Source organism: Solwaraspora sp. WMMB762 (assembly GCF_049179115.1).
Lineage (GTDB): Bacteria > Actinomycetota > Actinomycetes > Mycobacteriales > Micromonosporaceae > Micromonospora_E.
This window is the reverse complement of the sequence record NZ_JBMHMD010000001.1, coordinates 3,980,543-4,006,057: the sequence shown is the minus strand read 5'-3', so window position 1 is coordinate 4,006,057 and position 25,515 is coordinate 3,980,543. Positions and strand designations below refer to the sequence as shown.

The 25,515-nt window shown below is 71.0% G+C and carries 20 protein-coding genes and 1 pseudogene; 11 read left to right on the top strand and 10 right to left on the bottom strand.

Annotated features, from left to right (window positions below; translation table 11 throughout):
- The first annotated feature begins 36 nt into the window (after positions 1-36).
- Together ACN27J_RS17890 and ACN27J_RS17885 are read left to right on the top strand one after the other, a co-directional pair.
- Positions 37-3,132, top strand: coding sequence for a helix-turn-helix transcriptional regulator (locus ACN27J_RS17890; protein WP_421367564.1), 3,096 nt, complete (start codon positions 37-39; stop codon positions 3,130-3,132).
- A gap of 236 nt (positions 3,133-3,368) precedes the next feature.
- On the top strand, positions 3,369-4,133 hold the full coding sequence (locus tag ACN27J_RS17885; protein ID WP_278172191.1) for a DUF5995 family protein: 765 nt from the start codon (positions 3,369-3,371) through the stop codon (positions 4,131-4,133).
- A 63-nt stretch (positions 4,134-4,196) separates the two neighbouring features.
- Here ACN27J_RS17885 and ACN27J_RS17880 read toward each other — a convergent pair whose 3' ends face one another.
- Positions 4,197-4,622: a winged helix-turn-helix transcriptional regulator gene (locus tag ACN27J_RS17880; RefSeq protein WP_421367562.1), complete on the bottom strand. Its 426-nt coding sequence runs from the start codon at positions 4,620-4,622 to the stop codon at positions 4,197-4,199.
- A gap of 135 nt (positions 4,623-4,757) precedes the next feature.
- On the opposite strand from ACN27J_RS17880, the gene ACN27J_RS17875 reads away from it, so the two are divergent.
- A complete protein-coding gene (locus ACN27J_RS17875) occupies positions 4,758-5,654 on the top strand; it encodes an SDR family oxidoreductase (RefSeq protein ID WP_421367559.1) in 897 nt (298 codons plus the stop codon).
- Here ACN27J_RS17875 and ACN27J_RS17870 read toward each other — a convergent pair.
- Genes ACN27J_RS17870 through ACN27J_RS17860 form a run of 3 tightly spaced genes read right to left on the bottom strand, consistent with a single transcriptional unit; the run spans position 5,643 to position 8,161 of the window.
- Positions 5,643-6,509: a DNA adenine methylase gene (locus tag ACN27J_RS17870; protein ID WP_421367557.1), complete on the bottom strand. Its 867-nt coding sequence runs from the start codon at positions 6,507-6,509 to the stop codon at positions 5,643-5,645. The two genes, ACN27J_RS17875 and ACN27J_RS17870, sit on opposite strands and share 12 nt — an antisense overlap.
- Positions 6,457-6,939, bottom strand: coding sequence for an NUDIX domain-containing protein (locus ACN27J_RS17865; RefSeq protein WP_421367554.1), 483 nt, complete (start codon positions 6,937-6,939; stop codon positions 6,457-6,459). The genes ACN27J_RS17870 and ACN27J_RS17865 overlap by 53 nt, the downstream gene beginning before the upstream one ends.
- Positions 6,932-8,161 (bottom strand): nucleotide disphospho-sugar-binding domain-containing protein, encoded by a 1,230-nt coding sequence (locus ACN27J_RS17860; RefSeq protein WP_421367552.1) that lies wholly within the window; start codon positions 8,159-8,161, stop codon positions 6,932-6,934. The genes ACN27J_RS17865 and ACN27J_RS17860 overlap by 8 nt, the downstream gene beginning before the upstream one ends.
- 82 nt (positions 8,162-8,243) lie before the next feature.
- Here ACN27J_RS17860 and ACN27J_RS17855 point away from each other — a divergent pair, with 82 nt between their 5' ends.
- A complete protein-coding gene (locus ACN27J_RS17855) occupies positions 8,244-9,200 on the top strand; it encodes a 50S ribosomal protein L11 methyltransferase (RefSeq protein ID WP_421367551.1) in 957 nt (318 codons plus the stop codon).
- Here ACN27J_RS17855 and ACN27J_RS17850 read toward each other — a convergent pair.
- From ACN27J_RS17850 to ACN27J_RS17840, 3 genes are all read right to left on the bottom strand, one after another.
- The gene (locus tag ACN27J_RS17850) at positions 9,182-10,357 is read right to left on the bottom strand and encodes a 4-hydroxybenzoate 3-monooxygenase (RefSeq protein ID WP_421367549.1); all 1,176 of its coding nucleotides are present in this window, start codon (positions 10,355-10,357) and stop codon (positions 9,182-9,184) included. The genes ACN27J_RS17855 and ACN27J_RS17850 overlap by 19 nt on opposite strands.
- The gene (locus tag ACN27J_RS17845; protein WP_421367547.1) at positions 10,351-11,499 is read right to left on the bottom strand and encodes a hypothetical protein; all 1,149 of its coding nucleotides are present in this window, start codon (positions 11,497-11,499) and stop codon (positions 10,351-10,353) included. Before ACN27J_RS17845 ends, ACN27J_RS17850 begins: the two co-directional genes overlap by 7 nt.
- Positions 11,500-11,744: 245 nt before the next feature.
- A complete protein-coding gene (locus tag ACN27J_RS17840; RefSeq protein ID WP_281552713.1) occupies positions 11,745-12,005 on the bottom strand; it encodes a hypothetical protein in 261 nt (86 codons plus the stop codon).
- A 332-nt stretch (positions 12,006-12,337) separates the two neighbouring features.
- Here ACN27J_RS17840 and ACN27J_RS17835 point away from each other — a divergent pair, with 332 nt between their 5' ends.
- Both ACN27J_RS17835 and ACN27J_RS17830 read left to right on the top strand, forming a co-directional pair.
- On the top strand, positions 12,338-12,577 hold the full coding sequence (locus ACN27J_RS17835) for a DUF397 domain-containing protein (protein WP_278172180.1): 240 nt from the start codon (positions 12,338-12,340) through the stop codon (positions 12,575-12,577).
- 248 nt (positions 12,578-12,825) lie between these two features.
- The gene (locus tag ACN27J_RS17830) at positions 12,826-13,653 is read left to right on the top strand and encodes a helix-turn-helix domain-containing protein (RefSeq protein WP_421372326.1); all 828 of its coding nucleotides are present in this window, start codon (positions 12,826-12,828) and stop codon (positions 13,651-13,653) included.
- Positions 13,654-13,780: 127 nt separating this feature from the next.
- Here ACN27J_RS17830 and ACN27J_RS17825 read toward each other — a convergent pair whose 3' ends face one another.
- Positions 13,781-15,748 (bottom strand): PhoX family protein, encoded by a 1,968-nt coding sequence (locus ACN27J_RS17825; RefSeq protein WP_421367544.1) that lies wholly within the window; start codon positions 15,746-15,748, stop codon positions 13,781-13,783.
- A 338-nt stretch (positions 15,749-16,086) separates the two neighbouring features.
- Here ACN27J_RS17825 and ACN27J_RS17820 point away from each other — a divergent pair, with 338 nt between their 5' ends.
- Positions 16,087-20,472, top strand: a complete 4,386-nt coding sequence (locus ACN27J_RS17820) for an ExeM/NucH family extracellular endonuclease (RefSeq protein ID WP_421367543.1) — start codon at positions 16,087-16,089, stop codon at positions 20,470-20,472.
- 104 nt (positions 20,473-20,576) lie between these two features.
- On the opposite strand, the gene ACN27J_RS17815 is transcribed toward ACN27J_RS17820, so the two are convergent.
- Positions 20,577-21,017, bottom strand: coding sequence for a DoxX family protein (locus ACN27J_RS17815; RefSeq protein WP_421367540.1), 441 nt, complete (start codon positions 21,015-21,017; stop codon positions 20,577-20,579).
- Positions 21,018-21,277: 260 nt separating this feature from the next.
- Here ACN27J_RS17815 and ACN27J_RS17810 point away from each other — a divergent pair, with 260 nt between their 5' ends.
- From ACN27J_RS17810 to ACN27J_RS17800, 3 genes are all read left to right on the top strand, one after another.
- Positions 21,278-21,643: an STAS domain-containing protein gene (locus ACN27J_RS17810; protein WP_421367538.1), complete on the top strand. Its 366-nt coding sequence runs from the start codon at positions 21,278-21,280 to the stop codon at positions 21,641-21,643.
- Positions 21,640-22,386 (top strand): ATP-binding protein, encoded by a 747-nt coding sequence (locus ACN27J_RS17805; RefSeq protein WP_278172174.1) that lies wholly within the window; start codon positions 21,640-21,642, stop codon positions 22,384-22,386. The genes ACN27J_RS17810 and ACN27J_RS17805 overlap by 4 nt, the downstream gene beginning before the upstream one ends.
- 68 nt (positions 22,387-22,454) lie before the next feature.
- Complete coding sequence (locus ACN27J_RS17800) at positions 22,455-22,862, top strand: four-helix bundle copper-binding protein (protein WP_278172172.1); 408 nt, start codon at positions 22,455-22,457, stop codon at positions 22,860-22,862.
- Between the two features lie 39 nt (positions 22,863-22,901).
- On the opposite strand, the gene ACN27J_RS17795 is transcribed toward ACN27J_RS17800, so the two are convergent.
- A complete protein-coding gene (locus ACN27J_RS17795; protein WP_421367536.1) occupies positions 22,902-24,569 on the bottom strand; it encodes a DUF885 domain-containing protein in 1,668 nt (555 codons plus the stop codon).
- On the opposite strand from ACN27J_RS17795, the pseudogene ACN27J_RS17790 reads away from it, so the two are divergent.
- A pseudogene (locus tag ACN27J_RS17790) lies at positions 24,550-25,467 on the top strand (DMT family transporter); the annotation flags it as partial. The gene ACN27J_RS17795 and the pseudogene ACN27J_RS17790 sit on opposite strands and share 20 nt — an antisense overlap.
- Positions 25,468-25,515 lie beyond the last annotated feature (48 nt).

Genomic DNA, 25,515 nt, shown 5'->3' with positions numbered 1-25,515 from the left:
AACGACGTATGTCAGATACTCCCACCCTTTATGTCGGTGATCGGATTGACACAGTCACGCGATGGTAGGTCGCTGGCCCCCAGCTCCGACGAGGTCCCCTTCGTCGGGCGGCAGGCTCAGCTGCAGGTGTTGCACGAGTCGCTACGTAGGGTCGAGCGGGGGAACACGGCCGCGGTCTTCGTCATGGGCGAGAGCGGCATCGGTAAGTCGCGGCTGCTGAGCGCGGCCAGCGACCGGCTACGTACTGCCGGTGCCCTGGTGCTGTCCGGGGCATGTCTGGACATTGGGGACTCATCACCGCTGCACCCACTTCGGCAGGCTCTGCGGCGTTATCAGCCGGCGGCCGGCCGGGCCGGCATCCTGTCCGGCGCCGCGGCCAACGAGTTGATTTCGGTGCTGGACGGCGAGGCCCGGCATCCCGACGGAGCCGGTGACCTGCTGGAACGGCTCACCCGTGGACTCGGCGCGGTCGCCGCCGGACGGACCCTGGTGCTGGTCATGGACGATCTGCAGTGGGCCGACCTGACCACCCGGCATCTGCTGCTGTACCTCCTCGCCGGGCTGGGTGACGTCCGGCTGCTGCTGCTCGGCGCGGCACGGACTGAGACGCTGCGGGGCGACGATCCGATCCGCCGCATGCTGCTGGAGTTGCGCCGGTCCCGGTCGCGTTCCGGCGCGGTCCACGTGTTGGAGCTGGAGCCGCTGGACCGGACGGAAACCGCCCAACTCGTCGCGGAGCTGCTCGGCGGCGACCCGGAGCCCGACCTGGCCGAGTCGGTGTGGCGGCGCAGCGGTGGGGTGCCGTTCCTCGCCGAGGAGCTGGCCCGGGACGCCAGGGACGGCCGGGACGGCTTGTCGGAGACCCTGCGTGAGATCACCCTGGCCCACGTCGACGCCTTGCCGGCCGACGCCCAGCTCGTGTCACACGCGGTCGCCGCCGGCGTGGAGCCGGTCGCCCACGACCTGCTGGCCCGGGTCGCCGAGCTCGGCGAGGACCGGCTGCTGCAGGCGGTACGCGAGGCAGTCGGCCAACGGGTGCTGCTGTCCGAGCCGGACGGGTACCGGTTCCGCTACCCGCTGATCCGCGAGGTCCTGGAGCCGCGGCTGCTGCCGGGGGAGCGGGTCCGGTGGCACCGGCGGTACGCCGAGGCGCTCGTCGCCGGCCCCACCGGTGACCTGCAGCACGCCCGGTTGGCGTACCACTGGCGGGAGGCGGGCGAGACCACCCGGGCGTTGCCGGCCGTGGTCGCCGCCGCCGAGGAGGCGGAGCGACTGTACGGCTTCGCCGAGGCGTTCGAGCACTGGGCCAGCGCGGTCGACCTGGCCAACCAGGTCCCGCCGGCCTGGCTGGTCGAGTTCGACGCGACCATGCTGGGTCGACGCGCGGCGGAGGCGGCGCACCGCAGCGGCGAGCACGAGCGCGCGCTGGCCCTGCTGGAGCAGTTGGCCACCAACCTGTTCGGCCCGCCGCCGTCCTGGCTGTACACCCTGCGGGCGCGGTACCTGACGGCGGTCGGTCAGCTGGCCGAGGCGGAGCGCGAGTACGACCGGACGCTGGCCGCGGCCGACGCCGCCGCCGGCGAGCGGGTCGCCGCCGCCGCGCACTCCGCCGATCTGCTGCTGCAACTCTGCCGGTACGCCGACGCTGGCCGGCGGGCCCAGGAGGCACTTGACCTGGCTGCCGGGGTGCCCGACTGTGCCTCGGCGATGGTGCTGGCCGGGGTGACCCTCGGCTACAGCCAGGCATACCTCAACGATCCGGCGGCGGGCAAGGAAGCGGTCCGGCAGGCGCGGCGTACCGCCGAACTGACCGGCGGCCCGGCGGACGTCGCCGTCGCCGACCTGCAGCTCGCCGAGCTGCTCAGTGGACACCTCAACGAGTTGGAGGAGGGGGTCGCGGTCGCCCGCCACGGCGCGGAACGGGCCGAGCGGGTCGGGCTGGCCCGCACCTACGGCACCCGGTTGCTCTCCGCCGCCGCCAACGGGCTGTTCCGGCTCGGCCGGTGGAGCGAGGCTGAGGAGGTGATCACGGCCGCGCTGCGGCATCGGCCGTCCGGGGCGGACGCGGTCGAGCTGCTGCTGGCCCGCTGTCGGATTCATGTGGGTTTCGGCCACCTCGATGGTGCGGAGTCCGACCTGGAGGCGATCGAGACCCTGCTGGCCGCTGGCGGTGGGATGCGGCACATGCTGCCGTTGCTGACGTTGCGCGCCGGGCTGGCCATGTGGCGTGGCCGGCATGCCGAGGCGCGGGAGGCGGTACAGCAGGGCATCGACCTGGCCGAGCGGCACTCGGGTGACGTCTGGTTGCAGGCGCCGCTGGTCTGGCACGGGCTGCGGGCCGAGGCGGAGGCCCGGTCCAGCGGGACACCGACCGACCCGCAGGCGGTGCAGCGTCTGGTCAAGGTGGTCGGCCGGATGGAACGCAGCAGCAACACGGAGACCGCGGCACCGGTACGCGACGCGGTGATCGGTTACCGGGAGCTCTGCGCCGCGGAGATCAGCCGGATCGACGGCCGGTCGGACCCGGTGCTCTGGTCGCGGGCCGCCGAGGTCTGGGAGCGGCGGTGCCATCCGTACCCGGCGGCGTACGCCCGGTTGCGCCAGGCCGAGGCGTTGTACGCGATCCGTACCCGTAACGCGGACGCGACCCGGGCGCTGCAGGCGGCGTACCGGACCGCCCGGCGGCTCGGTGCCCGTCCGTTCACCGAGGAGATCAAGGCCCTGGCCTCCCGCGCCCGGGTGGCGTTGGGCGCGGGTGAGCCGGAACCGATGCCCGAGGTGGACAGCCAGGAACGGGTCACCCTGCGGGCCGGGCTGACCAGCCCGCCGACCGTCGGCGAACGGGTGGCCCGGGCGTTGGTCAACGACCGAGCGAAGCGGACCTCGATGGTCGAGCGGGCCGGCCAGGTGCTCGCCCCGGGCGGTCCGGACGAGCTCGCGGTGCTCACCGACCGGGAGCGTCAGGTGCTGGAGTTGGTCGCGGAGGGACGGACCAACCGGGCGACGGCCGAGGCGCTGTTCATCAGCGAACGTACGGTCGGTGTGCACGTGTCGAACATCCTCAACAAGCTGCAGGTCAGGACGCGAGTGGAGGCGACTCGGGTGTTCATGCGTAACCAGCCGCGTGCCTGATACCCGACTGTGAACCTGCCAGTCCGGTGCGTAGCGGCCGCCGACCGGTCGGTCCACCCCGGCCGGTTGACGTCTCGGCCGGAAAACCGCACACCGGGGCGGCGGGATCGGCCAGTGAGACACCCGTCGTTGCGCCGATACCTGCGGGTTGGCAGCGGCTGCCACTGTAGGGACCGACCGTTTCGGTGACGACCGCCCGCCCGGGGCGAGGGAGCACTGCAGACTGGAGGTGTCCGATGCCAGAACTCCGCTGGGGTCACGTGCACGACCAGATCATGGAGGTCCTCGACCACCGGCCGACCGACGTCGCCGGCGTGGTCGAGGATTTGGCGGCGTTGCAGAAGCTGCTCGAGGCAGCCACGCCGAGTGACAGCGACAATCCGGTGGCCGACTTCAACCATCTTTACTGGGTGATCACCAGCACCATCGACGAGCGGCTGCAGGCCGGTGAGTTCGCCGACCCTGCCTTCCTCACCCTGCTGGACATCGAGTTCGCGGAGCGGTACTTCGCGGCGCTGCGCTGCTGGGGCAACCGGGGCGACACCCCGGCGGCCTGGGAGGTGCTGTTCAGCCGGCTGCGCGACGAGAGCGTACGGTCGTTGCCGTCGGCCGCCGCCGGGGTGAACGCGCACATCAACTACGACCTACCGTTCGCCCTGCTGAGCACCTGGGCCAAGCTCGGGTCGGGCCCGGACAACGACGAGCAGCACCGCGACTACCTCTACATCAATGAGATTTTCTTCGACCGGATCCCGCAGCTGCGGCGCAGCTACCTGAGTAGCTGGCAGATCTGCCTCGACCGGCTCAACGGGCAGGTCGACGACTGGTACCAGAACCGGTTGGTGGAGTTCACCCGGGACATCGCCTGGCGGGACGCGGCCCGGATGTGGCCGATGCGGGACAATCCGACGATGCTGGAGAGTGAGCGGTTGCGGATGGACCGGCACACCGCCTTCCTGGGCTGGGCGTTGCTCTCGCCGGTGGGCAGCCTGCTGCAGTGACGCCCGGCCGGGTGCCTGCCGGTCCGCTGCCGGTGGTATCCGCTGTGGGTGGGGCACCCATGGTCAGGCGGTCCGGTCGAAGCTGTCCCGGGCCGCGAGCACCGTCGGCATCTCGCGTTCGACCAGCTCGATCAGGTCGACCAGCTTGCCGGCGACGGCGCGGCCGAGCGGGGTGAGGCTGTACTCGACCCGGGGCGGGATGGTGGCCTGGACGTCCCGGACGACCATCCCGTCGCGCTCCAGCGCTTGCAGGGTCTGAGCCAGCATCTTCTCGCTGATGCCGTCGACCCGGCGGCGCAGTGCGTTGAACCGGTAGTTGCCGGCGAACAGGGCAGCCAACGCTAGTGTGCCCCATTTGCCGGTTATGTGGTCTAGGGTGGCTCGTGACGGGCAGCCGCGGGCGAAGACGTCGGTCACCAGGGCGGGCGTCGGGTCGTCGGTCGGCGGGCAGGATTCGCTGTGCGGCGCGGGCGCGGACCGGCTGGCCATGTTCCCAGGGTATCTCCCAGTGATGTGTCGAATGGGCCACAGCACTTACTGATTGCCTTGCGCTTTCGAAAAGTTAGTGCAGGCTGGTGGGTGAGGGCGATCGTGGGGCCGCCCCGCAGGGACGTAGGAGCTGACATGATCACTGTCACCGGTGCCGCCGGCCAGCTGGGCCGGTTGGTCGTCGACGAGTTGCTGGACGGCGGACTGCCACCGGCGCAGATCGTCGCCGTCGTACGGAATCCGCAAAAGGCTGGCGACCTCGCCGCGCGTGGCGTACAGGTCCGGCACGGGGACTACGACCAGCCGCAGACTCTCGGGCCGGCCCTGGCCGGGACCCGCAAGCTGCTGCTGATCAGCGGCAGCGAGGTCGGCCGGCGGATCGACCAGCACCGCAACGCGGTGGCGGCGGCGAAGGCGGCCGGAGTCGACCTGATCGCGTACACCAGCATCCTCAACGCGGACACCAGCAGCGTCCCGTTGGCCGCCGAACACCTCGCCACCGAACAGCTGATCCGGGACAGCGGCCTGCCGTTCGTGCTGCTGCGCAACGGCTGGTACCTGGAGAACTACACCGGTTCGGTGCTGCCGCAGGCGCTCGCCACCGGCAGCGTGCTGGGCGCTGCCGGCTCGGGTCGGGTCGCCGCCGCGACCCGGGCCGACTTCGCCGCCGCCGCCGTCGCGGTGTTGACCGCGCCAGCACCCGCCGGCAGCGCTGACACCGCCGGAACGGCCGGCACCGTCTACGAGCTCGGTGGTGACGAACCCTTCACCCTGGCCGAGCTGGCCGCCGAGATCAGCCGGCACAGCGGGCGGGAGGTCGGCTACCAGGATCTTCCGGCCGACGTGTACGCCAAGGCGCTGACCGACGCCGGGGTGCCGGAGGCGTTCGCCAGCATGCTGGCCGCCTCCGACGTCGGCATCTCCCGGGGCGATCTGACCACCGACAGCGGCGACCTCGCCCGACTGATCGGCCGGCCCACCACGTCGCTCGGCGACGCCGTCCGGGCCGCCCTGGCCGGCCTACCGGGCTGATTCGCCGTTCGGCAGTTGGTAGTTGGTGACCAGCAGATCCCAGCTGCCCCGCTTCGCCGACTGCAGGTTGATGTCCCGGCGGGTCGCCATCCGGGCGATCAGAAAGTCCGCGCCGAACAGCTCCCGTACGAACGGCGTGTCGCTGTTGGTCAGGGTCAGCCGGACGCCGCGCCGGCTGGCCCGTACCATCGCGTCCCGCAGCCGCACGTGATCGGCCGGCCCGAACTGCGTCGAGGTGTACCGCCGAAAGTCCGCCCACCCGCCGAGCGGTACGTACGGCGGGTCCAGGTAGACCCAGTCGCCGGCGGTGGCCTCGTCGAGCTGCTCGGCGAAGTCGGCCACCCGCAGCTCGGCGCCGGCCAGCGCCTGCGCGGCCTCCAGCAGCACCCGCCGGTTGTAATACGGCCGGTCGTAGGCGCCGTACGGTGCGTTGAACTCGCCCCGCCGGTTGACCCGCCACAGCCCACGGAACGCGGTCTTGTTCAGGTAGATCACCCGGACCGCGCGTTCCAGATCGGAACAGTCCGTCGGCGAGCGGCGGCGGACCGCCGCGAAGTGCTCCGGCGTGTTCGGTTGCTCGTCCAGTAGCCGCATCACCGCCTCGGGGTCGCGGGCGACCTCCCGGAAACAGACGATCAGCTCCGGGTTGGCGTCACTGAGCACCGCCCGCTGCGGCGCCAGCTCGAAGAAGACCGCTCCGCTGCCGAGGAACGGCTCCCGGTAGCTGCCGGTGAACGGTGGCGCGGCGGCGACGAGGGCGGCGGCGTACCGGGTCTTCCCGCCCGCCCACTTGAGGAACGACCTACCGTCCGCCCTGGTGGTGGAGCGCGCGGACCTGGCGCCGGCCCGGATCATGGAGCGGATCATACGGGGCGGTGACCCGCCAGGCGTAGTGCGGCGAGGCGAGGAACTCGGCGAGCAGGCTCGCCGAGTTGGGAGCGAACGGCCGCCCGTCGCTGATCTGATCCGGCCGCAGGAACTCCATCGCGGCACCCTCGCCGAGCCGGACGTCGCACTGCCGGGCACGGGTGGAGCCGAAGTAGTAGTGCGCCGTACGCTGGGGGTTCAGCTGCCGGCGGCAGAACAACCGCAGCCCGTGCTCGGGCCGTAACCCGGTCTCCTCGGCGAGTTCGCGCAGCGCCGCCTGCTCCGGTGTCTCCCCGGGCTCGCAGTGCCCGCCCGGCACGCACCAGGCGTGCGGATGGCTCGGCGCGTTGCCGTCCCGTAGCTGCAGCAGGACGGAACCCGCCGGATCGACCAGTAGCACCGCGGCGACGTCACCCATCGGTCCAGTGTGCGGCCGAGCCGCCGGTAACGGGGGCGAGCGCCGAAAGCTGGTCGGCGGGGCGGTCGATTCCACCCGGATGTGCGAGTCGGGTGGCGATCTCGGCCGGTGCCGGCAGTCTCGACATCAGCTCGGCCGCGTCCGCCACCCCGCTGGCCGGACCGCCCTCGGCCAGCAGTTCGGCGAGCAACTGCGGGGTCACCTCCTCGGGTGCGCAGCCCAGGCCGAGCCGGTGCCGTCGGACCAGGTCGGCGTTGCTGAACTGGTCGGCGCCGTGCGGCAGGACCAGTTGCCGTACCCCGGAACAGATCGCGCCCATCATCGTCCCGGAGCCGCCGTGGTGCACCACGGCGGAGCAGCCGGCGAGCACCTGGTGCAGCGGCAGCCAGCCGGCGGGCCGGACGTTGCCCGGCAGCGGCCCGAGCGCGGTCACGTCGGCGTCTGTGCCGAGGGCCAGCACGAAGTCCGCGTCGGTCTGCCCGGCGGCGTCGATGGTGTGGCGCAGACCGGTCAACCCGGCCAGCGCCGGCACCACGGTGCCGAGGGTGATCAGCACCCGGGGGCGCGCGGTGGGCAGGCGCAGCCAGTCCGGCAGCGCACCGCCGGCGTTGTACGGCACGTACCGCATCGACCATCCGTCGCCGTCGCCGATCATCAGCTCGGGCGGTGCCAGGTGCAGGACCACCCGGTCGGGCAGTTCCAGCGGTACGCCGTTGCGCTCGTACGCCGCCGCCAGGTACGGCAGGAACCGGGCGGCCAGCGCCTCTTCGCGGAACAGGTTGAATCCGTGCTCGACGGCGGGCACCCGCAGCGCGCGGGCGGCCATCAGTCCGGCCGGATGCAGCCGGGAGTGCACCACCAGGTCCGGCCGCCACCAGCGGGCCAACGTCAGCGTGCCGTCCGCCATCAGGTCGGAGACCCGCCCGAAGGTCTCCAGCAGCAACGGGTCGGTACGGCTGCCGGCGGCGGCGATCCGCCGGCCCCGCTCGCGCATCCGGGCGGCCAGTTCTGCCGTCGTGCCGGTGCCGGTGCCGAACACGGCGGCGATCGGGGCGCCGGGGGCGACGTCCACCGCCGGCAGGCCGGCCCGGGCCGCGCCGGCCAGTCCTTCTGCCGCGGTGCCGACCAGTACGTCGTGGCCGGCCGCCCGTAACGCCCAGGCCAGCGGCACGGTGGGGAAGAGATGCCCGACTCCGGGCGGGCTGGTGAACAGGACGCGCACCGAGGAACCTTCCGGTTGACACTTGAGTCGACAATGGATAATTTATCGTGATTGATCCGGTTTCGCGAGAGGGAGTTCATCGATGGCTGGGCCGACGGACATCCCGTTCACACCGGAGCTGCACCTGCGACTGCTACTGAGCATCGACCGCGGGCACAACGTGCAGCGCGCGGTCCGCAGCGCGGTGCGGCCCGGTGACCGGGTGCTCGACGCCGGCACCGGCAGCGGACTGCTGGCGCTGGTCGCCGCCGACGCGGGCGCCGCCGAGGTGGTCGCGGTGGATCGGCACCATGTCGGCATGGCCGAGCGGATCGCTCGGCACAACGGGGTCGCCGACCGGATCACCTTCGTCGAGTCCGACCTCGCCGATCTCGACCCGGAGGATCTCGGCGGTCGGTTCGACGTACTGCTCGGCATGATCCACACCAACAACCCGTTGCTGGACGAGGAGCGCTCCCGGCTGGTCGTCGAGCTGCGTCGCCGGTTCGGCACGGCCGACTGCCGGGTGCTGCCGGGCGAGGTGCGCTACCTGGCCACCGGCTGCGACCGGCTGGACTGGGACCTGCCGACCGAGCTGACCGACCTGGCCCAGGCCACCGAGGCGCTGCAGGGGGCGTACGGCTGGGACTTCCAACCGCTGGTGGACGCGGTCCGCGACGGGGTCGCGATGCGTGCCGCCCGGCCGGCCAAAGGGGTCGCCCCGGCCTGGCGGTCGCCGACCCGGTCCGGCGCGCTGCGCTTCCCGCGAAACGACGTGCGGCTGCTCACCGCCGCCGAGGACTGGGTGACGGTGGACTACCAGGCGTCGTCGTTCGACGGGTTTCCCGACCAGGTGCGGCTCACCACGACCGCCGCCGGGCGGCTGACCGGGGTGATCTGGACCCAGCAGCTGCGGTACGCCGGGGTGCCGCTGTGGACCAGCGAGTCGTACAGCCCGCTGGCCGGCCCGCGCCACGTCGGCCCGGGGCAGGAGCTGGTCTTCGGTGCCGGTGCGACGTGGCGGGCGACGAACGTCCTCAGTCACCACCACCCGACGTAGTCCTCCAGGAACGCGGCCAGGTAGGCCGGTGAGTCGACCAGCCGGGTCAGCCGCGCCGCCTGCACCCGGTGTAGGAAGGCCGCGTCGGCCGTGCCGTATCCGGGGGTGTTCACCAGGTCCATCATCCAGTGCACGAACTCCTGGGCCCGCCAGATGCGGGCCAGCCGGTGCTGCGAGTAGGCGTCCGACCGGCGGTGGTCGCCGGCGGTGAACCGCTCGATCAGCCCCAGCGCCAGCTCTTCCGCGTCGGCCAGGGCCAGGTTGAAGCCCTTGCCGCCGACCGGCGGCACGATGTGCGCGGCGTCCCCGGCGAGGAACAGCGACCCGTACCGCATCGGGTCGCAGACCAGGCTGCGCATCCGGACGGTGCCGGTGTCGGTGACCGGCCCGGTGTGCAGCGTCCATGGCTCGTCCAGCGCCAGCCGGATCCGGACCTCCTTCCAGATCCGCTCGTCCGGCCAGTCCGCCCGGGTCTCGTCCCGCCCGCACTGCAGGTAGAACCGGCTCACCGTCGGCGTCCGGCGGACGTGTACGCAGGCCCCCGACTCATGCAGGGCGTTGATCACGCAGTCGCTGGACGGCGGGGCTTCGGCGAGCACCGACAACCAGGCGTAGTCGTACTGGTAGCCGGTGCAGCGCAGCGCCCCGGCGGGGACCGCCCGCCGGGCGACGCCGAACTCGCCGTCGCAGCCGGCCACCACGTCGCAGCGCAGCTCGCGGCCGTCGGCGAGCCGGATGCGGGGCTGCCCGGTCAGGTCGTCGATCGCCTCCGCCGCGGTCTCGAACCGCAGGTCACCGCCGTCGGCGAGGTAGGCGTCGACCAGGTCACGGACCAGGAACTGCTGCGGGTAGATGTAGTGGCTGCGGCCGTCGGCCAGCGGCTCGTAGCGGACCGGGTAGCGCCGCCCGCCGAGCCGGAACTCCACCGCGTCCTCGACCGCGCCGGTCCGTAGCAGGTTGCCGGCCAGGCCGTGCCGGCGGAGCAGGTCGACCACCCGGTGCTCCACGGTGGCGCCCCGGGCGCGGTTGGCGACGTACTCGCGGTCCCGACGCTCCAGCACCACACAGTCCACCCCGGCCCGGCGTAGCAGCACTGCCAGCAGCATCCCGGCCGGCCCGGCGCCGATGACGCCGACCTGGGTACGCTCGTTCAGCACCGGTCACCGCCGGCCGGCTGGTCGACCTGCCCACCGGCGTCCGCGCCCGGCGTTTCGTCTCCGTGGCCACCCAGGCCGGTGTCCGGCGTCCCGCCGCCTTCGGGCCCACCGGGTGTCCCGTCCCCGTCGGTTCGGTCCCGGTGGCTGCCGTGGAGCGCGAACAGCCGGGCCCGCATCATCTGCCGTACCACCTGCACCCCCGGAGACGTGCTGCGCCCCGCCGACCGGGCGGCCATCCGGAGGCTGGGCAGCACGTCGCCGCCGAACCGGGCGCAGATCAGTTGGTGCGCCTCGTACGCCTCGACGGTCGCTTCGACGAACTCGTCGAAGGCGCTACCCAACCGGGCCGGGCCGATCTTGGATCGCATCGCGCGGACCTCGGTGAACAGCGCCATGAGGTGGGCGTGGTCGCGGGTCTGCAGTCCACTGAAGCCGGCCCGCACCGCTGGTGGTGCCATCGCCGGACGGATCAGTCGCTCGTAGTCGACCGGCGAGAAGTCCGAGGTGAACCGGAAGGCGGCCGCCGAGCTGCGCATGAACGCCGTGGCGACCCGCAGCGCGGCTCGCGCCTCGGCCTCGTCGCCGTCGGCGCTGGCACCGAGGAAGCAGTTCAGCCCGGTGATCGCCCCCTGCATCAGGGTGAAGAAGAACTGGTGACCGATCAGCCACCGCTCGGCGGCGGCGTCGGAGTCACCCGGGTCCGTCCCGTTCGACTGTGGGTGCGGCGGGCGTTGGACGGGCTGGTCGAGAACGCCGATCGGCTGGTTGTCGACGTCGTGGCCCGCGTACCGGTACAGGCTTTCCAGCCCGAGCCACAGTTGGGCGACATAGCCGTCGCTGAGCTGCGAAAGCCCATTTTCTTCGACGTTCTCCCGAACTGCCAGATGCGCTATTGCCAAGGCGTGGAGAAACGCTGATTCCGGTGCTTGACGCGTACGGCGGATCTGGAAGTAGCGGTCATGTTCCTGATAGTCGGCTTCCTGGTAGTCGACGGTGGCCGGGTCGGCCCGGACGCCCGACATCGCGCTGTCGAGCGGCTCCGGGGCCGAGGTGTGGGGGCCGTCGGCGATCGCAGCACGGAGTCGGTGCCGGTTGGCCGGCAGCAGCTCCGGATAGGGTAGGCACAGTGCACCATCAGACACAGGGCAGCCCTTCTGGTGGCTTCCGGGCATGGGTACGGTGTCGCAATACCGTGCCGGCGGAGTGGCCTATTCACCGCGCCGCCGGTGATCCACAATGCTCGCAAATTCTCGCGGCTGCTGTGATGGCTGTCAATCCCTGTGTAGTTTTTCGCCTACTGAGTGGTGACTTTGTGCACGTCAGCGGCGCGATATTGAGTTGGGCGACCGGCGGAGGCGTTCGGTGCCCTCCGGTTGGAGGGCGACCGTCAACGGTGTACCCGGTCCAGCATCGGGTCGGTCTCGGCCCGTGGCAGCACGTACGGCGCGGTGATGGTGTCCACCCCGGTGCCACGCGAGCCGGTGGGGCGGTAGGTGACGGTCGCCGCGCCGGCTGAGGCGGTCTCGACGATCCCGGCGCACCAGGTGCCGCCGCGGTAGACCCAGACCGGGTCGGACGGCTGGTACCGGTCGGTCGGGTAGACGTCCCGGGGATCGCGTTGGTTGGGGTTGAGGATGGGAGCCGGCATGCTCATCGCCCTCCTGTCTCGCTGCGCGCGGTGTGTCTCGTGGCTGCTGCCGTCGGATGACGCCGGAGGCAGCTGACCGGCCCGCAAAGTGGTGACTCTGCGTGCATCGTTGTCTACGCCGCCCCTGGCCTTATCGGAGGTGATGTCGTCGAATGTCCGATTATTCATCACGATGGGTAAACCGCCGGATACAAGTTCACGTGCGCTATCATGCTCGCAATACCTTGCAGGCGCAAGAGCAGATGCACGTGCATTTGACCCTTCCGCGACGAGGCGCGGCCGACCCTGGAGTCCTACGTCTGTTGCGACAATGTCCGATTTGGATTGTATGTATGCATAAGCCGGATAGTGACGTTCCAAGTACCGACCTGCCGACCCTCGCCTGGCGCAAGAGTGGCCGCAGCAACCCCAGCGGGAACTGCGTCGAGCTTGCCCGGCTGCCCGGTGGCAGCGGGATCGCTCTGCGTAACTCCCGCTACCCGGACGGTCCGGCGCTGATCTACACCCGTGCGGAGATCGAGGCGTTCATCCTCGGCGCCCGGGACGGTGACTTCGACGACCTGATTCGCTAGCATCGATCCGGCCGGGGGCCTGCACCATGGGGCCCGTCCGGACTCTGCTGGTGACGACCGTCCGCACCGCACGGCGGTGTCCACTGGTCGGACCGGTATCGACGGGGCCTTAGGGATCACCCTCAGGTCATGGCATGCTTACTCGCCAAGAGTAGCTGCCATACGACGTGACGGTGTCCGGAGGTCGGTGGGTGACGATGACGGCCCAGCCAGATGGCGGATCGGCGACCGGGCCGACCGTGCTGCGGATGCTGCTCGGCGCGCAGCTGCGGCGGCTCCGGGAGAGCCAGGGAGTGAGCCGGGAGGCGGCCGGCTGGCACATCCGCGCCTCCGAATCGAAGATCAGCCGGATGGAGCTCGGCCGGGTCGGCTTCAAGGAACGCGACGTCACCGACCTGCTCACCCTCTACGGGGTGACCGACTCGCGGGAACGCACAGCGCTGCTCGGGCTCGCCCGGCAGGCCAACACGCCCGGCTGGTGGCACCGGTACGGCGACATCCTGCCCAGTTGGTTCCAGTCCTACCTGGGGCTGGAGGCGGCCGCGAAGATGATCCGCAGCTACGAGGTCCAGTTCGTACCCGGCCTGCTGCAGACCCGCGACTACGCCCGAGCGGTGGTCCTACTCGGACACGGTCGGGCCCCGGCCGACGAGGTGGAACGCCGGGTCGAGCTGCGGATGGAGCGTCAGGAACTGCTCCATCGGCCGCAGCCACCGAACCTGTGGGCGGTGATCGACGAGGCGGTGCTGCGACGGCCGATCGGCGGCCCCGCCGTGATGCGCGACCAGATCAACGCTCTGATCGAGGCGACCAAGCTACCGAACGTACGGCTGCAGGTCGTGCCGTTCGACGCCGGCGGGCACGCCGCCGCCGGCGGAGCCTTCACCATCCTGCGCTTCGCCGACCAGGACCTGCCCGACATCATCTACATCGAGCAGCTGACCAGCGCGATCTACCTGGACAAGCGGGAGGACGTCGACCACTACGCCGCGGCGATGGAGCGGCTCTGCGTCGAGGCCGACCCACCCGCCCGTACCCAGGACCTGCTCCACCAGCTCCTGCGCGACCTGGACTGAGCCGGCCGACCCGGTCGAGGGAGATCCTGGCACGACGACGGGAGCCGCGACCGGTCGGCGAGATCGGCCGCGGCTCCCGGAGCCCGTACGTCGGGCTCGGATGTTGAGCAGGGGTGGACCGGAGCGGTCAGGTGCCGATGACGCCGCCGTCGGCCTTGCGGATGACCACGGTCGCCGACCGGGGCCGGCCGGCCGGGTCGAAGTCGGGCCAGTTGCTCACCGCCCGCGGGTCCTCCGGCGTCGGGCTGCCCCAGTACGTCGTGGACTCGCCCGGATGCTGCACGTTGATGAACATGGTCCGCTGGTCCGGGGTGGTTACCACCCCGGTGATCTCCGCGCCGCGCGGGCCGACCAGGAACCGCCGGACCTCCCCGGTACGCGGGTCAGCGGCCAGCATCGCGTTGTTGCCGATGTTGTCGTGGCCGCGGTCCGCCCGGTTCTGCGTCGAGTTCGACACGTCGGTCTGAATCCACAGCCGCCCGTCGCCGTCGAACCAGATCCCGTCCGGCGAGCCGAAGATGTTCGTCTCGTCGAGCTGCACCTGCGGGTCGTACGCCGGGTCACCGGCCAGCATGAACACGTCCCACTCGAAGCTGGTCGCGGTGCTGTCGCGACCGCGCTCGCGCCAGCGGACGATGTGCCCGTACGGGTTCGGGGTACGCGGGTTGACCGCACCGGGCCAGCCGGTGCCGTTGGTCAGGGTCAGGTAGACGTCGTTGTTCTTCGGGTTGACCGCCACCCACTCCGGGCGGTCCAGCGGGGTGGCACCGACCGCGTCGGCCGCCTCCCGGGTACGCAGCAGCACGTCGGCCTGGTCCTGCCAGCCGTTCGCCCTGGTCAGCGGCCCCTTGCCGTGCTTCAGCGGCAGCCAGACGCCCTTGCCGTCGTCGTCGAACCGGGCGACGTGGAGCGTGCCGTGGTCCAGCGGACTACGGCCCAGCGCCCGCTGCATCCGCCACGGACCGTCACCGACGAACTTGTAGAGGTAGTCACCGTCCTGGTCGTCGCCGCTGTAGACGACGACCCGACCGCGCGACTCCCAGAAGGTGGCACCTTCGTGCTTGAACCGACCGAGGGCGGTCCGCTTCACCGGGGTGGAGCGGGGGTTCATCGGATCGATCTCGACCAGCCACCCGAAGCGGTTCAGCTCGTTGGGGTTGCGGGCCACGTCGAAGCGCGGGTCGGCCAGATGCCAGCGGTAGCCGAACCCGGCGGCGTTGACCCCGTACCGGGCCTGCTCCGGCGTCGGCGACCACTGCGGGTCCTCGGTGCCGAAGTACCCGTTCCAGTTCTCCTCACAGGCCACGTAGGTGCCCCACGGGGTGGCCCCGTGCGAGCAGTTGTTCAACGTACCCATCGGGGGGTTGCTCGAGCGCAGCGCCGGGTGCCGGCCGGACACCGGTCCGGAGAAGGCGACCGGGGTGGTGCCGGTGACCCGGCGGTTGAACCGCGAGTCGACGTTGCGCCACCGGCCCCGCGACAGCTCGACCTCGACGACGCTGACCCCGTGGCCGGCGAGTGCCTTGTCGACCTTCTCCCGGGTCATCTCCGCGTCGCCGTCGGGGTAGAGCAGGGTCCGGTCGACGTACTCGTGGTTGAGCACCAGCAGGCCGCGGCGGCTGCCCAGCGGGCCTCGACCGAGCGGGAAGAAGTGCATGCCGTCGTGGTGGCTGCCCACCTGCTCGGCCTGTTCGGCGGCGGTGTTCGTGGCGTCCTTGCGCCAGGCCGGTCCCCGGCTGCGCAGCGGGGTGCCCCACGGGATGAGCACGTCGGCGGTGTAGCCCGGCGGGACGGTGATGGCGTCGTCGGTGTTCGGCAGCACCGGGTCGAAACCGAGCAGACCGCGCCGGTCGGGCTTGCCCTTGCCGTGCCCGTGGCCGTGCCGGTGCCCGCCGGCGCTGGCCGGCGCGTCGGTGCCGAGGGCGCCGCCGGCCGCCCCGAGGAAGGCCGCGGCGGCGATCACCGTACCGCCGCGGACGATGTCGCGGCGGCCGGCGCGGGCGGCGAGCACCTCACGGAACGGACGATTACCGGAAGGGTTCGAACTGATGTCGTCCGGGTCGGTGTGGACGTGGCTGTCATGGTCGATTGACATGTCGATCCTCGCTCGGTCGGAAGCGGGCCGCCCGGTCCGGTGCCGTATCGTGCGCGACGTTCGGACCGGATCTGCCGGCGACGGTCCGGGCTGGACGGCGTCACTGGCACCGGGACGGTAAGCAGCGGACCGGGACCGCCCGCGAACGCGGGTGCGACCTGCCGGCGACGTCGAGATGAACGATCGATGTCCTGACCTGGGGTGTCACCGAACCGTCCCTTGTCACGAAGGGGTAACGGGACCCGAATGTTTAACGGGTCACCACCGACCCGTCTGTGCTTCGACACCCGCGTCTCCTAGATTTACTTGACTCACCCTCTGACCGGAGGAACGCCTACATGCGCCAGCACAGACGCATAGCCACCTGGAAATTCATCACCGCGGTCGTGGGGGCCGGCGCGCTCAGCGTGCCCGGCAGCGCCGCCGCCATGGCCGCCCCGGCCGCCGGTGACCCGTTCATCAGCGAGATCCACTACGACAACGCCGGCACCGACACCGGCGAGGCGATCGAGATCGAGGCCCCGGTCGACTTCGACCTGACCGGTTGGCAGATCGTTCTCTACAACGGATCCAACGGCACTGTCTACGACACCCGTACGTTGGCCGGCACCGTCGCTGCGGCCGGTGTCGCCGTCACCGAATACCCCGCCAACGGGATCCAGAACGGGTCGCCGGACGCAGTGGCCCTGGTCGACCCGGCCGGAGCCGTCGTCGAGTTCCTCAGCTACGAGGGCACCCTGACCGCGGCCGGCGGCCCGGCCGACGGTGCGACCAGTGTCGACATCGGCGTCGCCGAGACCTCCGACACCCCGGTCGGGCACTCGCTGCAGAAGGTCGACGGCGACTGGCTGCAGCCCGCCGCCGACACCTTCGGCGTCCGCAACGGGACCGGCGACCCGGACCCCGACCCCGACCCCGAGCTGGGCTGCGACGTCGCGGTGACGAACAGCATCGCGGAGGTGCAGGGCACCGGTGACAGCACGCCGCTGGCCGGCACCGAGGTCACCGTCGAGGGCATCGTCGTCGCCGACCACCGGGTGGGCGGCTACAACGGCGTCTACCTGCAGACCGCCGGCACCGGCGGGTCCCGTACGGTTGCCGCCGGCACCGCCAGCGATGGCATCTTCGTCTACCTGACCAGCGACCCGGCCAACCACCCGGGGGTCGCCATCGGCGACCGGGTACGGGTCACCGGCGATGCCGGTGAGTACTTCGGACTGACCCAGGTGAGCATCGGCGCGCGGACCGACGTGCAGATCTGTGACCGGGACAACCCGCTGCCCACCCCGGTCGCGCTGACCCTGCCACTGGCCGCCGCCGACCGGGAGTCCGTCGAGTCGATGCTGGTGGCCCCGGTCGGCGACTACGCCGTCGCCGAGGTCTACAACACGAACCGGTACGGCGAGGTCGTGCTCACCGCCGGTGACGCCCCGGCGGTCATCCCGACCGACGTGGCGCAGCCGGGCAGCGCTCAGGCCGAGCAGATCGCCACCGACAACCGGCTCAACCGGATCCTGGTTGACGACGCCCGGACCACCAACCTGGCCAGCGCCGGCATCGCCCCGCCGTACGTCTCGCCGGACCAGCCGCTGCGGGTCGGCGACTCGGTCGAGGCGTTCGGGCCGAGCGTGCTGTCGTACGGCTTCGACGAGTGGCGGCTGCAGCCGACCCTGCCGGTCGACGCGGACACCCCGGCCGCCGAGCGGACCACGTTCAAGGTGACCAATCCGCGTACCGCCGCCCCGGCGTCCGTCGGTGGCGACATCCGGGTGGCCAGCTTCAACGTGCTCAACTACTTCGTCCACTTCGGTGGCGACGCGCGCGGCGCGGCGGACGAGGCCGCGCTGGCCAAGCAGGAGGCGAAGATCGTCTCGGCGATCACCGCGCTGGACGCGCACGTGGTCGGCCTGCAGGAGATCGAGAACTCGGTGCGGTTCGCGCCGGGCGAGCCGGAGAAGGCACTGATCCGGCTGGTCGGTGCGCTGAACGCTGCCGACGGGGCCGGGACCTGGGACTACGTCCGCTCCCCGGCGGACCTGCCGGGCGCCGCCCAGCAGGACTTCATCAGCAACGCGATCATCTTCAAGCCGGCTGCGGTGACCCCGGTCGGGCCGTCCCGGTCGGTCGACGACGAGAGCGTCTGGTTCAACGCGCGGGAGCCGATCGCGCAGACGTTCACCGCCGACGAGCTGACCTTCACCGTGGTGGCGAACCACTTCAAGTCCAAGAGCACGTCGACGCCGCCGACCGGCGACAACGTCGACGCCGGCGACGGACAGGGCGCGTACAACGGTGACCGGACCCGGCAGGCCGCAGCGCTGGCCGACTTCGTCGACGGGCTGGTGGCCGACAGCGGCAGCGATGAGGTGCTGCTGCTCGGCGACTTCAACTCGTACACCCAGGAGGACCCGATGCGGGCCCTCTACGACGCCGACTACGTCAACCTGAACGACACCGGACGCAGCACCTACGTGTTCGCCGGCGAGTCGGGCTCGTTGGACCACGCGCTGGCCTCGCCGTCGCTGGCCGACCGGGTCACCGGAGCCGACGTCTGGCAGATCAACGCGGTCGAGTCGTACGCCTTCCAGTACAACGGCTTCCCGACCTTCTTCGACCCGGGTCCGTTCCGGGCCAGCGACCACAACCCGATGATCATCGGGCTGGACACCGGCGCCGACGGGCCGGTCGAGCTGCAGCTGCTGGGGATCAACGACTTCCACGGCCGGCTCGAATCCGTCGGTACGGTCGACGGTCAGCCGGTCGGCGGTGCGGCCCAGGTGGCCGGGCTGGTCGACCAGTACCGGGCGGCCAACCCGAACACGGTGTTCGTCTCCGGTGGAGACAACATCGGGGCGTCGACGTTCATCTCGGCGATCGACGACGACAACCCGACCCTCGACGCGCTCAACGCCGCCGGTCTCGACGTGGCTGCGGTCGGCAACCACGAGTTCGACAAGGGCATGGTGGACCTGACCGACCGGGTGATCCCGCGTTCGGACTTCCCGTACCTGGGTGCCAACGTGTACCGCGACGACGAGCGGGCGCTGCCGGCGTACCACGTGCAGGAGATCGGCGGGATCCGGGTCGGCTACATCGGTGTGGTCACCGAGCAGACCGGCTCGCTGGTCAGCCCGGACGGCATCGCCGGGCTCACCTTCCGCCCGCCGGCGCCCGAGGCCGATCTGGTCGCCACCGCGCTCAAGGACGGCGACGAGAGCAACGGCGAGGCGGACGTGGTGGTGCTGCTCACCCACGAGGGCGCGGCCACGGAGAACATCGACTCGCCCGAGGCGCTGATGAACGACCCGGTGTTCGGCCCGTTCACCCGGACGGTGCCGGAGATCGACGTCATCTTCAGCGGGCACACCCACCAGCCGTACGCCTTCGAGGTGCCGGTTCCCGGGACCGACGAGACCCGGCCGGTGCTGCAGGCCGAGGACTACGGCAAGAAGATCGGCCGGGTGGTGCTGCAGGTGGACGCCGAGGCGGGGACGGTCGAGACGGACACCGTCGAGGTCGTCGACGTGGTCGGCGCGCCGGTCAACCAGGAGGTCGCCGACATCGTGGCGGCGGCGAAGGCCAACGCCGAGGTGCTCGGCCAGCAGCCGCTGGGTTCGATCACCGCCGACATCACCCGGGCGTACACCAACGGCAACGAGGACCGCGGCAAGGAGTCGGTGCTCGGCAACTTCATCGCCGACGTTCAGCTCGCCGGGACCCGGGAGCCGGGTCGGGGTGGTGCGCAGATCGCCTTCATGAACCCGGGCGGGCTGCGGGCCGACCTGTTGTACGGCGAGGACGGGGTGATCACCTTCGCGGAGGCGTTCTCGACCCAGCCGTTCGCCAACGACATGGTCACCCGGACCTACACCGGCGCCCAGGTCAAGCAGGTGCTGGAGGAGCAGTGGCAGCCGGCCGGGGCGTCGCGTCCGCTGCTGTGGCTCGGCGTGTCGGAGGGCTTCTTCTACACGTACGACCCGACGTTGCCGCAGGGCGAGCGGATCACCTCGATGACCCTCAACGGTCAGCCGGTGTCACCGACCGGGACCTACCGGGTCACGGTCAACTCGTTCCTGGCGGCGGGTGGCGACAACTTCACCACCCTGGCCGACGGCACGGACAGCTCGACCACCGGTGACAACGACCTGACCATGCTGGTCGCGTACTTCGCCGAGAACTCGCCGGTCACCGCGGACACCGAGTCGCGGTCGGCGATCGGCCAGCCCGAACCGACCTGCGACGTGACGGTCACCGGCACGCATCACGGTGGGCTGATCGTCAAGGCGGAGATGACCTACTGCCTGGAGTCGGCGACGGTCAACGGTCCGGTGACGGTCCGCCCGGGTGCGACGCTGATCGCCACCGACGGTGCGATCAACGGTCCGCTCACCGCGAACCGTCCGGCGGCGGTCAGCTTCACCGGTACGAGCGTCTCCGGGCCGCTGGCCCTGTTGCGCGCGACCGGGGCGGTGACGTTGACCGGGGTGACCATCCAGGGCCCGCTGGAGGTGACTGGCGGTGACGGCGGTTTGCGGCTGGACGGCGCTGACATCTCCGGTCCGGTCCGGCTGGTCAACAACAAGCACGACGAGCTGCCGGTGGTGGTCGCGGGGAACACGATCCGTGGCCCACTGCACTGTCAGGGCAACAGCCCGATGCCGGTCGACGAGGACCGGGTGAACACGGTGCAGGGCCCGGTGTCCGGGCAGTGCGCCCGGCTGTGAGCCGCCCGGTTCGACAGCACTGAGAAACGGTACGGCCCGGCGGACCTTGACTGGTCCGCCGGGCCGTACCGGTCTTGCCGGATCTGGCTACCGCCGCGTGGTGGTCAGACCGTCGCGGGCTCCGGCGCGGGCGTGGCGGCCGTACGACGTCGACTCAACATGGCGTCGAGCGAGTACCGTCCTGGCCCCAGCGCGGCCACCAGCAGGAACGCCCAGCAGAACAGCGCGGCGAGCTCGCCGCCGTTGTTCTGCGGAAGAAGTGCGTCCGGCTGATGGACCACGAAGTAGGCGTACGCCATCGATCCGGAGCAGATGACGGCGGCCACCCGGGTGCCGAGTCCGGTGAGGACCAACAGACCGCCGACGAGCTGGATCAGCGCGGCCCACCAGCCGGGCCAGACGCCGATCTCCAGTGCCTCGCCGGTGCCCCGGAAGCCGCCGAAGATCCCGAAGATCGAGGCGGCACCGCGTAGCGTGAACAGCAGACCGACCACCACGCGGAACAGTGTGGGGACGATCTCCGGCAGGCGGGTGAATACGGGCATGGGGACTCCTCGTGAACTTGGGAACACCGGTCCCACGGCGCCCGGATCGTATCGACCGAGATGAAACTCAGTCAACGATTTCTCGCTCAGTGTGATGATCGACTAGGTGATCTGCTAACCCGGATCGGCGGTCTCCCGGTCTGTCCCCAGCCGGCGGGTGGCGTCGCGTAGGCTGGGCGCTTCGAGCAGCCCAACTCCGCCGCGCGGGCCTACGGGCGCCACCGCAGGTCGGAGTCGCGACCCGCCAGACGGAGACCAGCATGCACGAGATCCGGGTGTCGTCACCCGAAGCCGGGCACTGCGTCATCGAAGCCTCCGGCGAGCTGGACATGACCGCAACCGGAGAGCTCAGTGCCGCCGTGCAAGTGGTCGACCGGAGGCAGGCGACCTGGATCGTAGTCGACCTGGACGCCGTTACACTGATCGATTCGAGTGCGGTCAAGGAACTGGTCGACGCGCATCACGCGGCCGCCGGTCAGGGTCAGATCCTGATAGTCCGCAACCCGCAGCCGATCGTCGCCCGGGTGCTGCGGGTGACCGGAGTCGCGCCACTGCTGGGCATCGCGCCGCAGGACCACACCGGAACCGTCTACGGTGGTAGACCGGACAACGGGGACCACGGGTGAACACCCTCACCTGGCTGGTGGCGCGTGACTTCGCCAGTGGTGTCACCCGGATTCGGCTGACCGGCGCGTTGACCGACACCGAACTGGTCCGGCTCGCCCCGGTGCTGCGCCGCTGCCTGCTGGAGGAGCCGTTGGCGTTGCTCGTCGAGCTGGACGAGGTGACCGTGGCCAGCCCGATCGGGCTGCGGGTCTTCGCCATCGTGCAGGGCGGCGACGCCAGCCACCGTCCGGTGGTGCACCTGTGTGCCCGGCCCGACTCACCCACCGGCCGGCTCGCCCGGCACAGCATCAGCGGTCTGGTGAGTGTGCAGGACAGCGTGATCGACGCCACCAAACTGGTCGAATCAGCACCAAGGTCCCCGTACCGGTGGCACGAATACCTGCCCCCGCACCCGCACTCGCCGGGACAGGCCCGCCGGCTGATCGGCGGTGCCTGCCGCTCGTGGCACCTGACCGCTCTGGTCGACGAGGCGATGGTGATCGGTTCCGAGCTGGTCAGCAACGCGGTCGAACATGCCGGCACCGAGTTGGACGTCACCACCACCCGGCAGGCCGGAGCGATCCGGATCAGCGTCCGCGACCGCGCTGCCGAGCTGCCCCGACCGGCCACCGGGCCCCGGCCCGGGCCGGCGCCCGGCCGCGGTCGAGGGCTGGCCATCATCGAGGCGCTCGCCAGCGACTGGGGGTACGCCGGATTCGCCGACGGCAAGACGGTCTGGGCGGCACTGCGGCTGCCCGACTGACCGGGCCGGTGTTAGTCGGGCCGGGCAGCGGGTACCCGACCTCAACGGTCACACCTGTGGAGGTCACCATGACGCAAGCAACCGAGATGCTGGAAACCTATCCGCTTGATCTGGGACACGTCGACCAGCAGGCACTCGCCGACTGCATCGACGCCTGTTTCGACTGCGCTCAGGCCTGCACCGCCTGCGCTGATGCGTGCCTGAGCGAGGACACGGTCGCCGAACTGGTCAAATGCATCCGCACCAATCTCGACTGCGCCGACATCTGTGCCACCACCGGTCGGGTGCTCTCCCGGCACACCGGCTACGACGCGAACACCACCAGGGTGATGCTGCAGGCATGCATCCAGGCATGCCGTTCGTGCGGCGAGGAGTGCCAGGCACACGCCAGCGAGCACGAGCACTGCCAGGTCTGCGCCGAGGCCTGCCGTCGGTGCGAGCAGGCCTGCCGGGACCTGATGGCCGCGCTCGGCTGAGCCGGCCCCAGCCCCCGGCGTGGCCCGCCGGGCGGGTGGTCAGATCCGGGCCAGCGCGGTCCGCAGCGGGTCGAGACCGAGTACGCCCAGGTTCAGCGCTGCCTGATGGAACTCCTTGAGGTCGAAGGCGGCACCCTTGCGGGCCTGGGCGTCGGCTCGGGCCTGCAGCCAGATCCGCTCCCCGACCTTGTACGCCGCCGCCTGCCCCGGCCAGCCGAGATAGCGGTCCAGTTCGAACCGGAGAATCTCGTCCGGCAGCTGGCAGTGCGCCCGCAGGAACTGCCACGCCAGCTCCGGAGTCCACCGCTCGCCGGGATGGAAGTTGAACGAGTTCGGCGGGATGGTCAACTGCAGGTGCAGGCCGATGTCCACGATCACCCGGGCCGCCCGCAGCGCCTGCCCGTCGAGCATGCCGAGCCGGTCACCGGGGTCGGCCAGGTAACCCAGCTCGTCCATCAGCCGTTCCGCGTACAGCGCCCAGCCCTCGCTGTGCCCGGAACACCAGCAGAGCAGCCGCTGCCAGCGGTTGAGCAGATCGGCACGGACCTGCGTCTGACCGATCTGCAGATGATGTCCGGGCACCCCTTCGTGGTAGACCGTGGTCACCTCCCGCCAGGTCGAGAACTCGGTCAGCCCGTGCGGCACCGCCCACCACATCCGGCCCGGTCGGGAGAAGTCCTCACTCGGCCCGGTGTAGTAGATGCCACCGTCGCTGGTCGGTGCGAGACAGCACTCAATCCGCCGGATCTGCTGCGGAATGTCGAAATGGGAGCCGTGCAGGTCCTCAATGGCCTTGTCGGCCAACGCCTGCATCCAGTCGCGGAACGCCTCACCACCGGCGATGGTCCGCGCCGGGTCGGCGTCCAGGGCGCGTACCGCGTCGTCGATGCTGGCGCCGTGCCCGGCGATCTCGGCGGCGACCCGGCGCATCTCCTGCTCGATGCGGTCCAACTCGAAGAAGCCCCAGGCGTACGTCTCGTCCAGGTCGATCCGCGCGCCGAGGAAGTACTGGGAGGCGAGTTCGTAGCGGTCCCGTCCGGCGGCCTCGGTGTCCCGCCCCAACGGGGCCAGCTCGGTACGCAGGAACCGGCCGAACGCGATGGTCGCCGCGGTGGCCGCCGAGGCCGCGCGGCGCAGGTCCGCGGTGAGCGTGGCCGGAGCGGCCAGCCGGCCGACCAGGGCGTGGAAGAAGTCGTCCGCTTCCGGATCGGTCCAGACGTCGCACTGGTCGGCGACCTTGAGCATCTGCGCCCGGGGGGCCGCGTGCCCGGCCCGGGCCGCGTCCAGCAGGGTGACCCGTACCTGGTCCAGAGCCTGTGGATAGTTGTCCAGCCGGGCGGCGATGTTGGCCACCGCCTCGGTGCCCTCGGTCGGCATCAGGTCGAAGACCTGGCGCAGCTGGTGCAGACCGCTGGTGATGACGCTCAGCTCGCTGGTCTCCTCACCCGCCTCGTAGCGGGCCAGCTCCAGGCCGAGCCGCTCCGCCATCGCGTCCCGGGCCACCCGCTCGGTCTCCGACTCCGGGTCGGCGACATCGAGCTGCCGCAACGTGTCGCGGGTCAGGGCGGCGCGTTCGGCGTACCCGTCCGGCGACAGGTCGTCGAGCTGGTCGTCGTGCCCGGTGATGCCGGCGTAGGTGGCTCCGATCGGATTCAGCCGCGCCCACCGCTCGACAAAGCTGTTGCTGATGTCATCCACACGTCCCATGCTGATGACCCTACGCGGCAGGTCGGCGGGGCCGGCGCATCCGAAAGGTGGAACGGGCATGCAGGAACCCGACCCGGCCGGCCCACCACTCGGTCCGCGGCTCGCCAGCTGGCTGCCCGGCTTCCTGCTGCTCGCCGGCATCTGGGGCACCAGTTTCCTGCTGATCAAGATCGGGGTCGCCGAGCTGCATCCGATCCACGTGACCCTGGCCCGGGTCGCCGCCGGCGCGCTCACCCTGCTGATCGTGTTGCCACTGGTCGGCGACCGGCTGCCCCGGGATCCGTGGCTGTGGCTGCACCAGTGCGTCGTCGCGGCGGTCGGGGTCGCCCTGCCGTTCACCCTCATCGGGTACGGGGAGCAGTGGATCCCGTCGCTGCTCGCCGGCATCTGGAACGCCACCACCCCACTGATCGCCCTGCCGCTGGCGGCGCTGGTGTTCCGCACCGAGGCAATGACGGCCCGCCGGCTGGCCGGCACCGGGTTGGGCTTCGTCGGCGTGCTGGTGGTGCTCGGGGTCTGGCAGGGCGTCGGCGGGGGGCAGTTCGCCGGGCAGCTGATGTGTCTCGGCGCGGCCGCCTGCTATGGCGCGACGATCCCGTACCAGAAGCGGTTCGTCGCCGGCCGGTCCGACAGCGGCGTCGCGCTCGCCGCGACCCAGCTGATCCTGGCCACCGGCCAGTTGGCCGTCATCGCGCCGATCGTCGCCGGGGCCCCGCCGACGCCGACCCGGCTCTCCCCGGCGGTGATCGTGAGCGTGCTGATTCTTGGGGCGGTCGGCACCGGTCTGGCCTTCGTGATCCACATGCGCAACATCCGGCTGGTCGGGGCCAGTACGGCGGCCACCGTCACCTATGTCGTGCCGGTCGTCGCGGTCGCCGCAGGGGTGTCGGTCCTCGGCGAGCGGCTGGTCTGGCACCAGCCGGTCGGGGCGCTGATCGTGCTGGCC

Bases quoted from the DNA above. Each gene is read 5' to 3' on its own strand.
- ACN27J_RS17885 (WP_278172191.1), top strand. From the start codon at position 3,369: ATGCCAGAACTCCGCTGGGGTCACGTGCACGACCAGATCATGGAGGTC.
- ACN27J_RS17880 (WP_421367562.1), bottom strand. From the start codon at position 4,622: ATGGCCAGCCGGTCCGCGCCCGCGCCGCACAGCGAATCCTGCCCGCCG.
- ACN27J_RS17875 (WP_421367559.1), top strand. From the start codon at position 4,758: ATGATCACTGTCACCGGTGCCGCCGGCCAGCTGGGCCGGTTGGTCGTC.
- ACN27J_RS17870 (WP_421367557.1), bottom strand. From the start codon at position 6,509: ATGATCCGGGCCGGCGCCAGGTCCGCGCGCTCCACCACCAGGGCGGAC.
- ACN27J_RS17865 (WP_421367554.1), bottom strand. From the start codon at position 6,939: ATGGGTGACGTCGCCGCGGTGCTACTGGTCGATCCGGCGGGTTCCGTC.
- ACN27J_RS17855 (WP_421367551.1), top strand. From the start codon at position 8,244: ATGGCTGGGCCGACGGACATCCCGTTCACACCGGAGCTGCACCTGCGA.
- ACN27J_RS17840 (WP_281552713.1), bottom strand. From the start codon at position 12,005: ATGCCGGCTCCCATCCTCAACCCCAACCAACGCGATCCCCGGGACGTC.
- ACN27J_RS17835 (WP_278172180.1), top strand. From the start codon at position 12,338: ATGCATAAGCCGGATAGTGACGTTCCAAGTACCGACCTGCCGACCCTC.
- ACN27J_RS17830 (WP_421372326.1), top strand. From the start codon at position 12,826: ATGCTGCTCGGCGCGCAGCTGCGGCGGCTCCGGGAGAGCCAGGGAGTG.
- ACN27J_RS17825 (WP_421367544.1), bottom strand. From the start codon at position 15,748: ATGTCAATCGACCATGACAGCCACGTCCACACCGACCCGGACGACATC.
- ACN27J_RS17820 (WP_421367543.1), top strand. From the start codon at position 16,087: ATGCGCCAGCACAGACGCATAGCCACCTGGAAATTCATCACCGCGGTC.
- ACN27J_RS17815 (WP_421367540.1), bottom strand. From the start codon at position 21,017: ATGCCCGTATTCACCCGCCTGCCGGAGATCGTCCCCACACTGTTCCGC.
- ACN27J_RS17810 (WP_421367538.1), top strand. From the start codon at position 21,278: ATGCACGAGATCCGGGTGTCGTCACCCGAAGCCGGGCACTGCGTCATC.
- ACN27J_RS17800 (WP_278172172.1), top strand. From the start codon at position 22,455: ATGACGCAAGCAACCGAGATGCTGGAAACCTATCCGCTTGATCTGGGA.
- ACN27J_RS17795 (WP_421367536.1), bottom strand. From the start codon at position 24,569: ATGGGACGTGTGGATGACATCAGCAACAGCTTTGTCGAGCGGTGGGCG.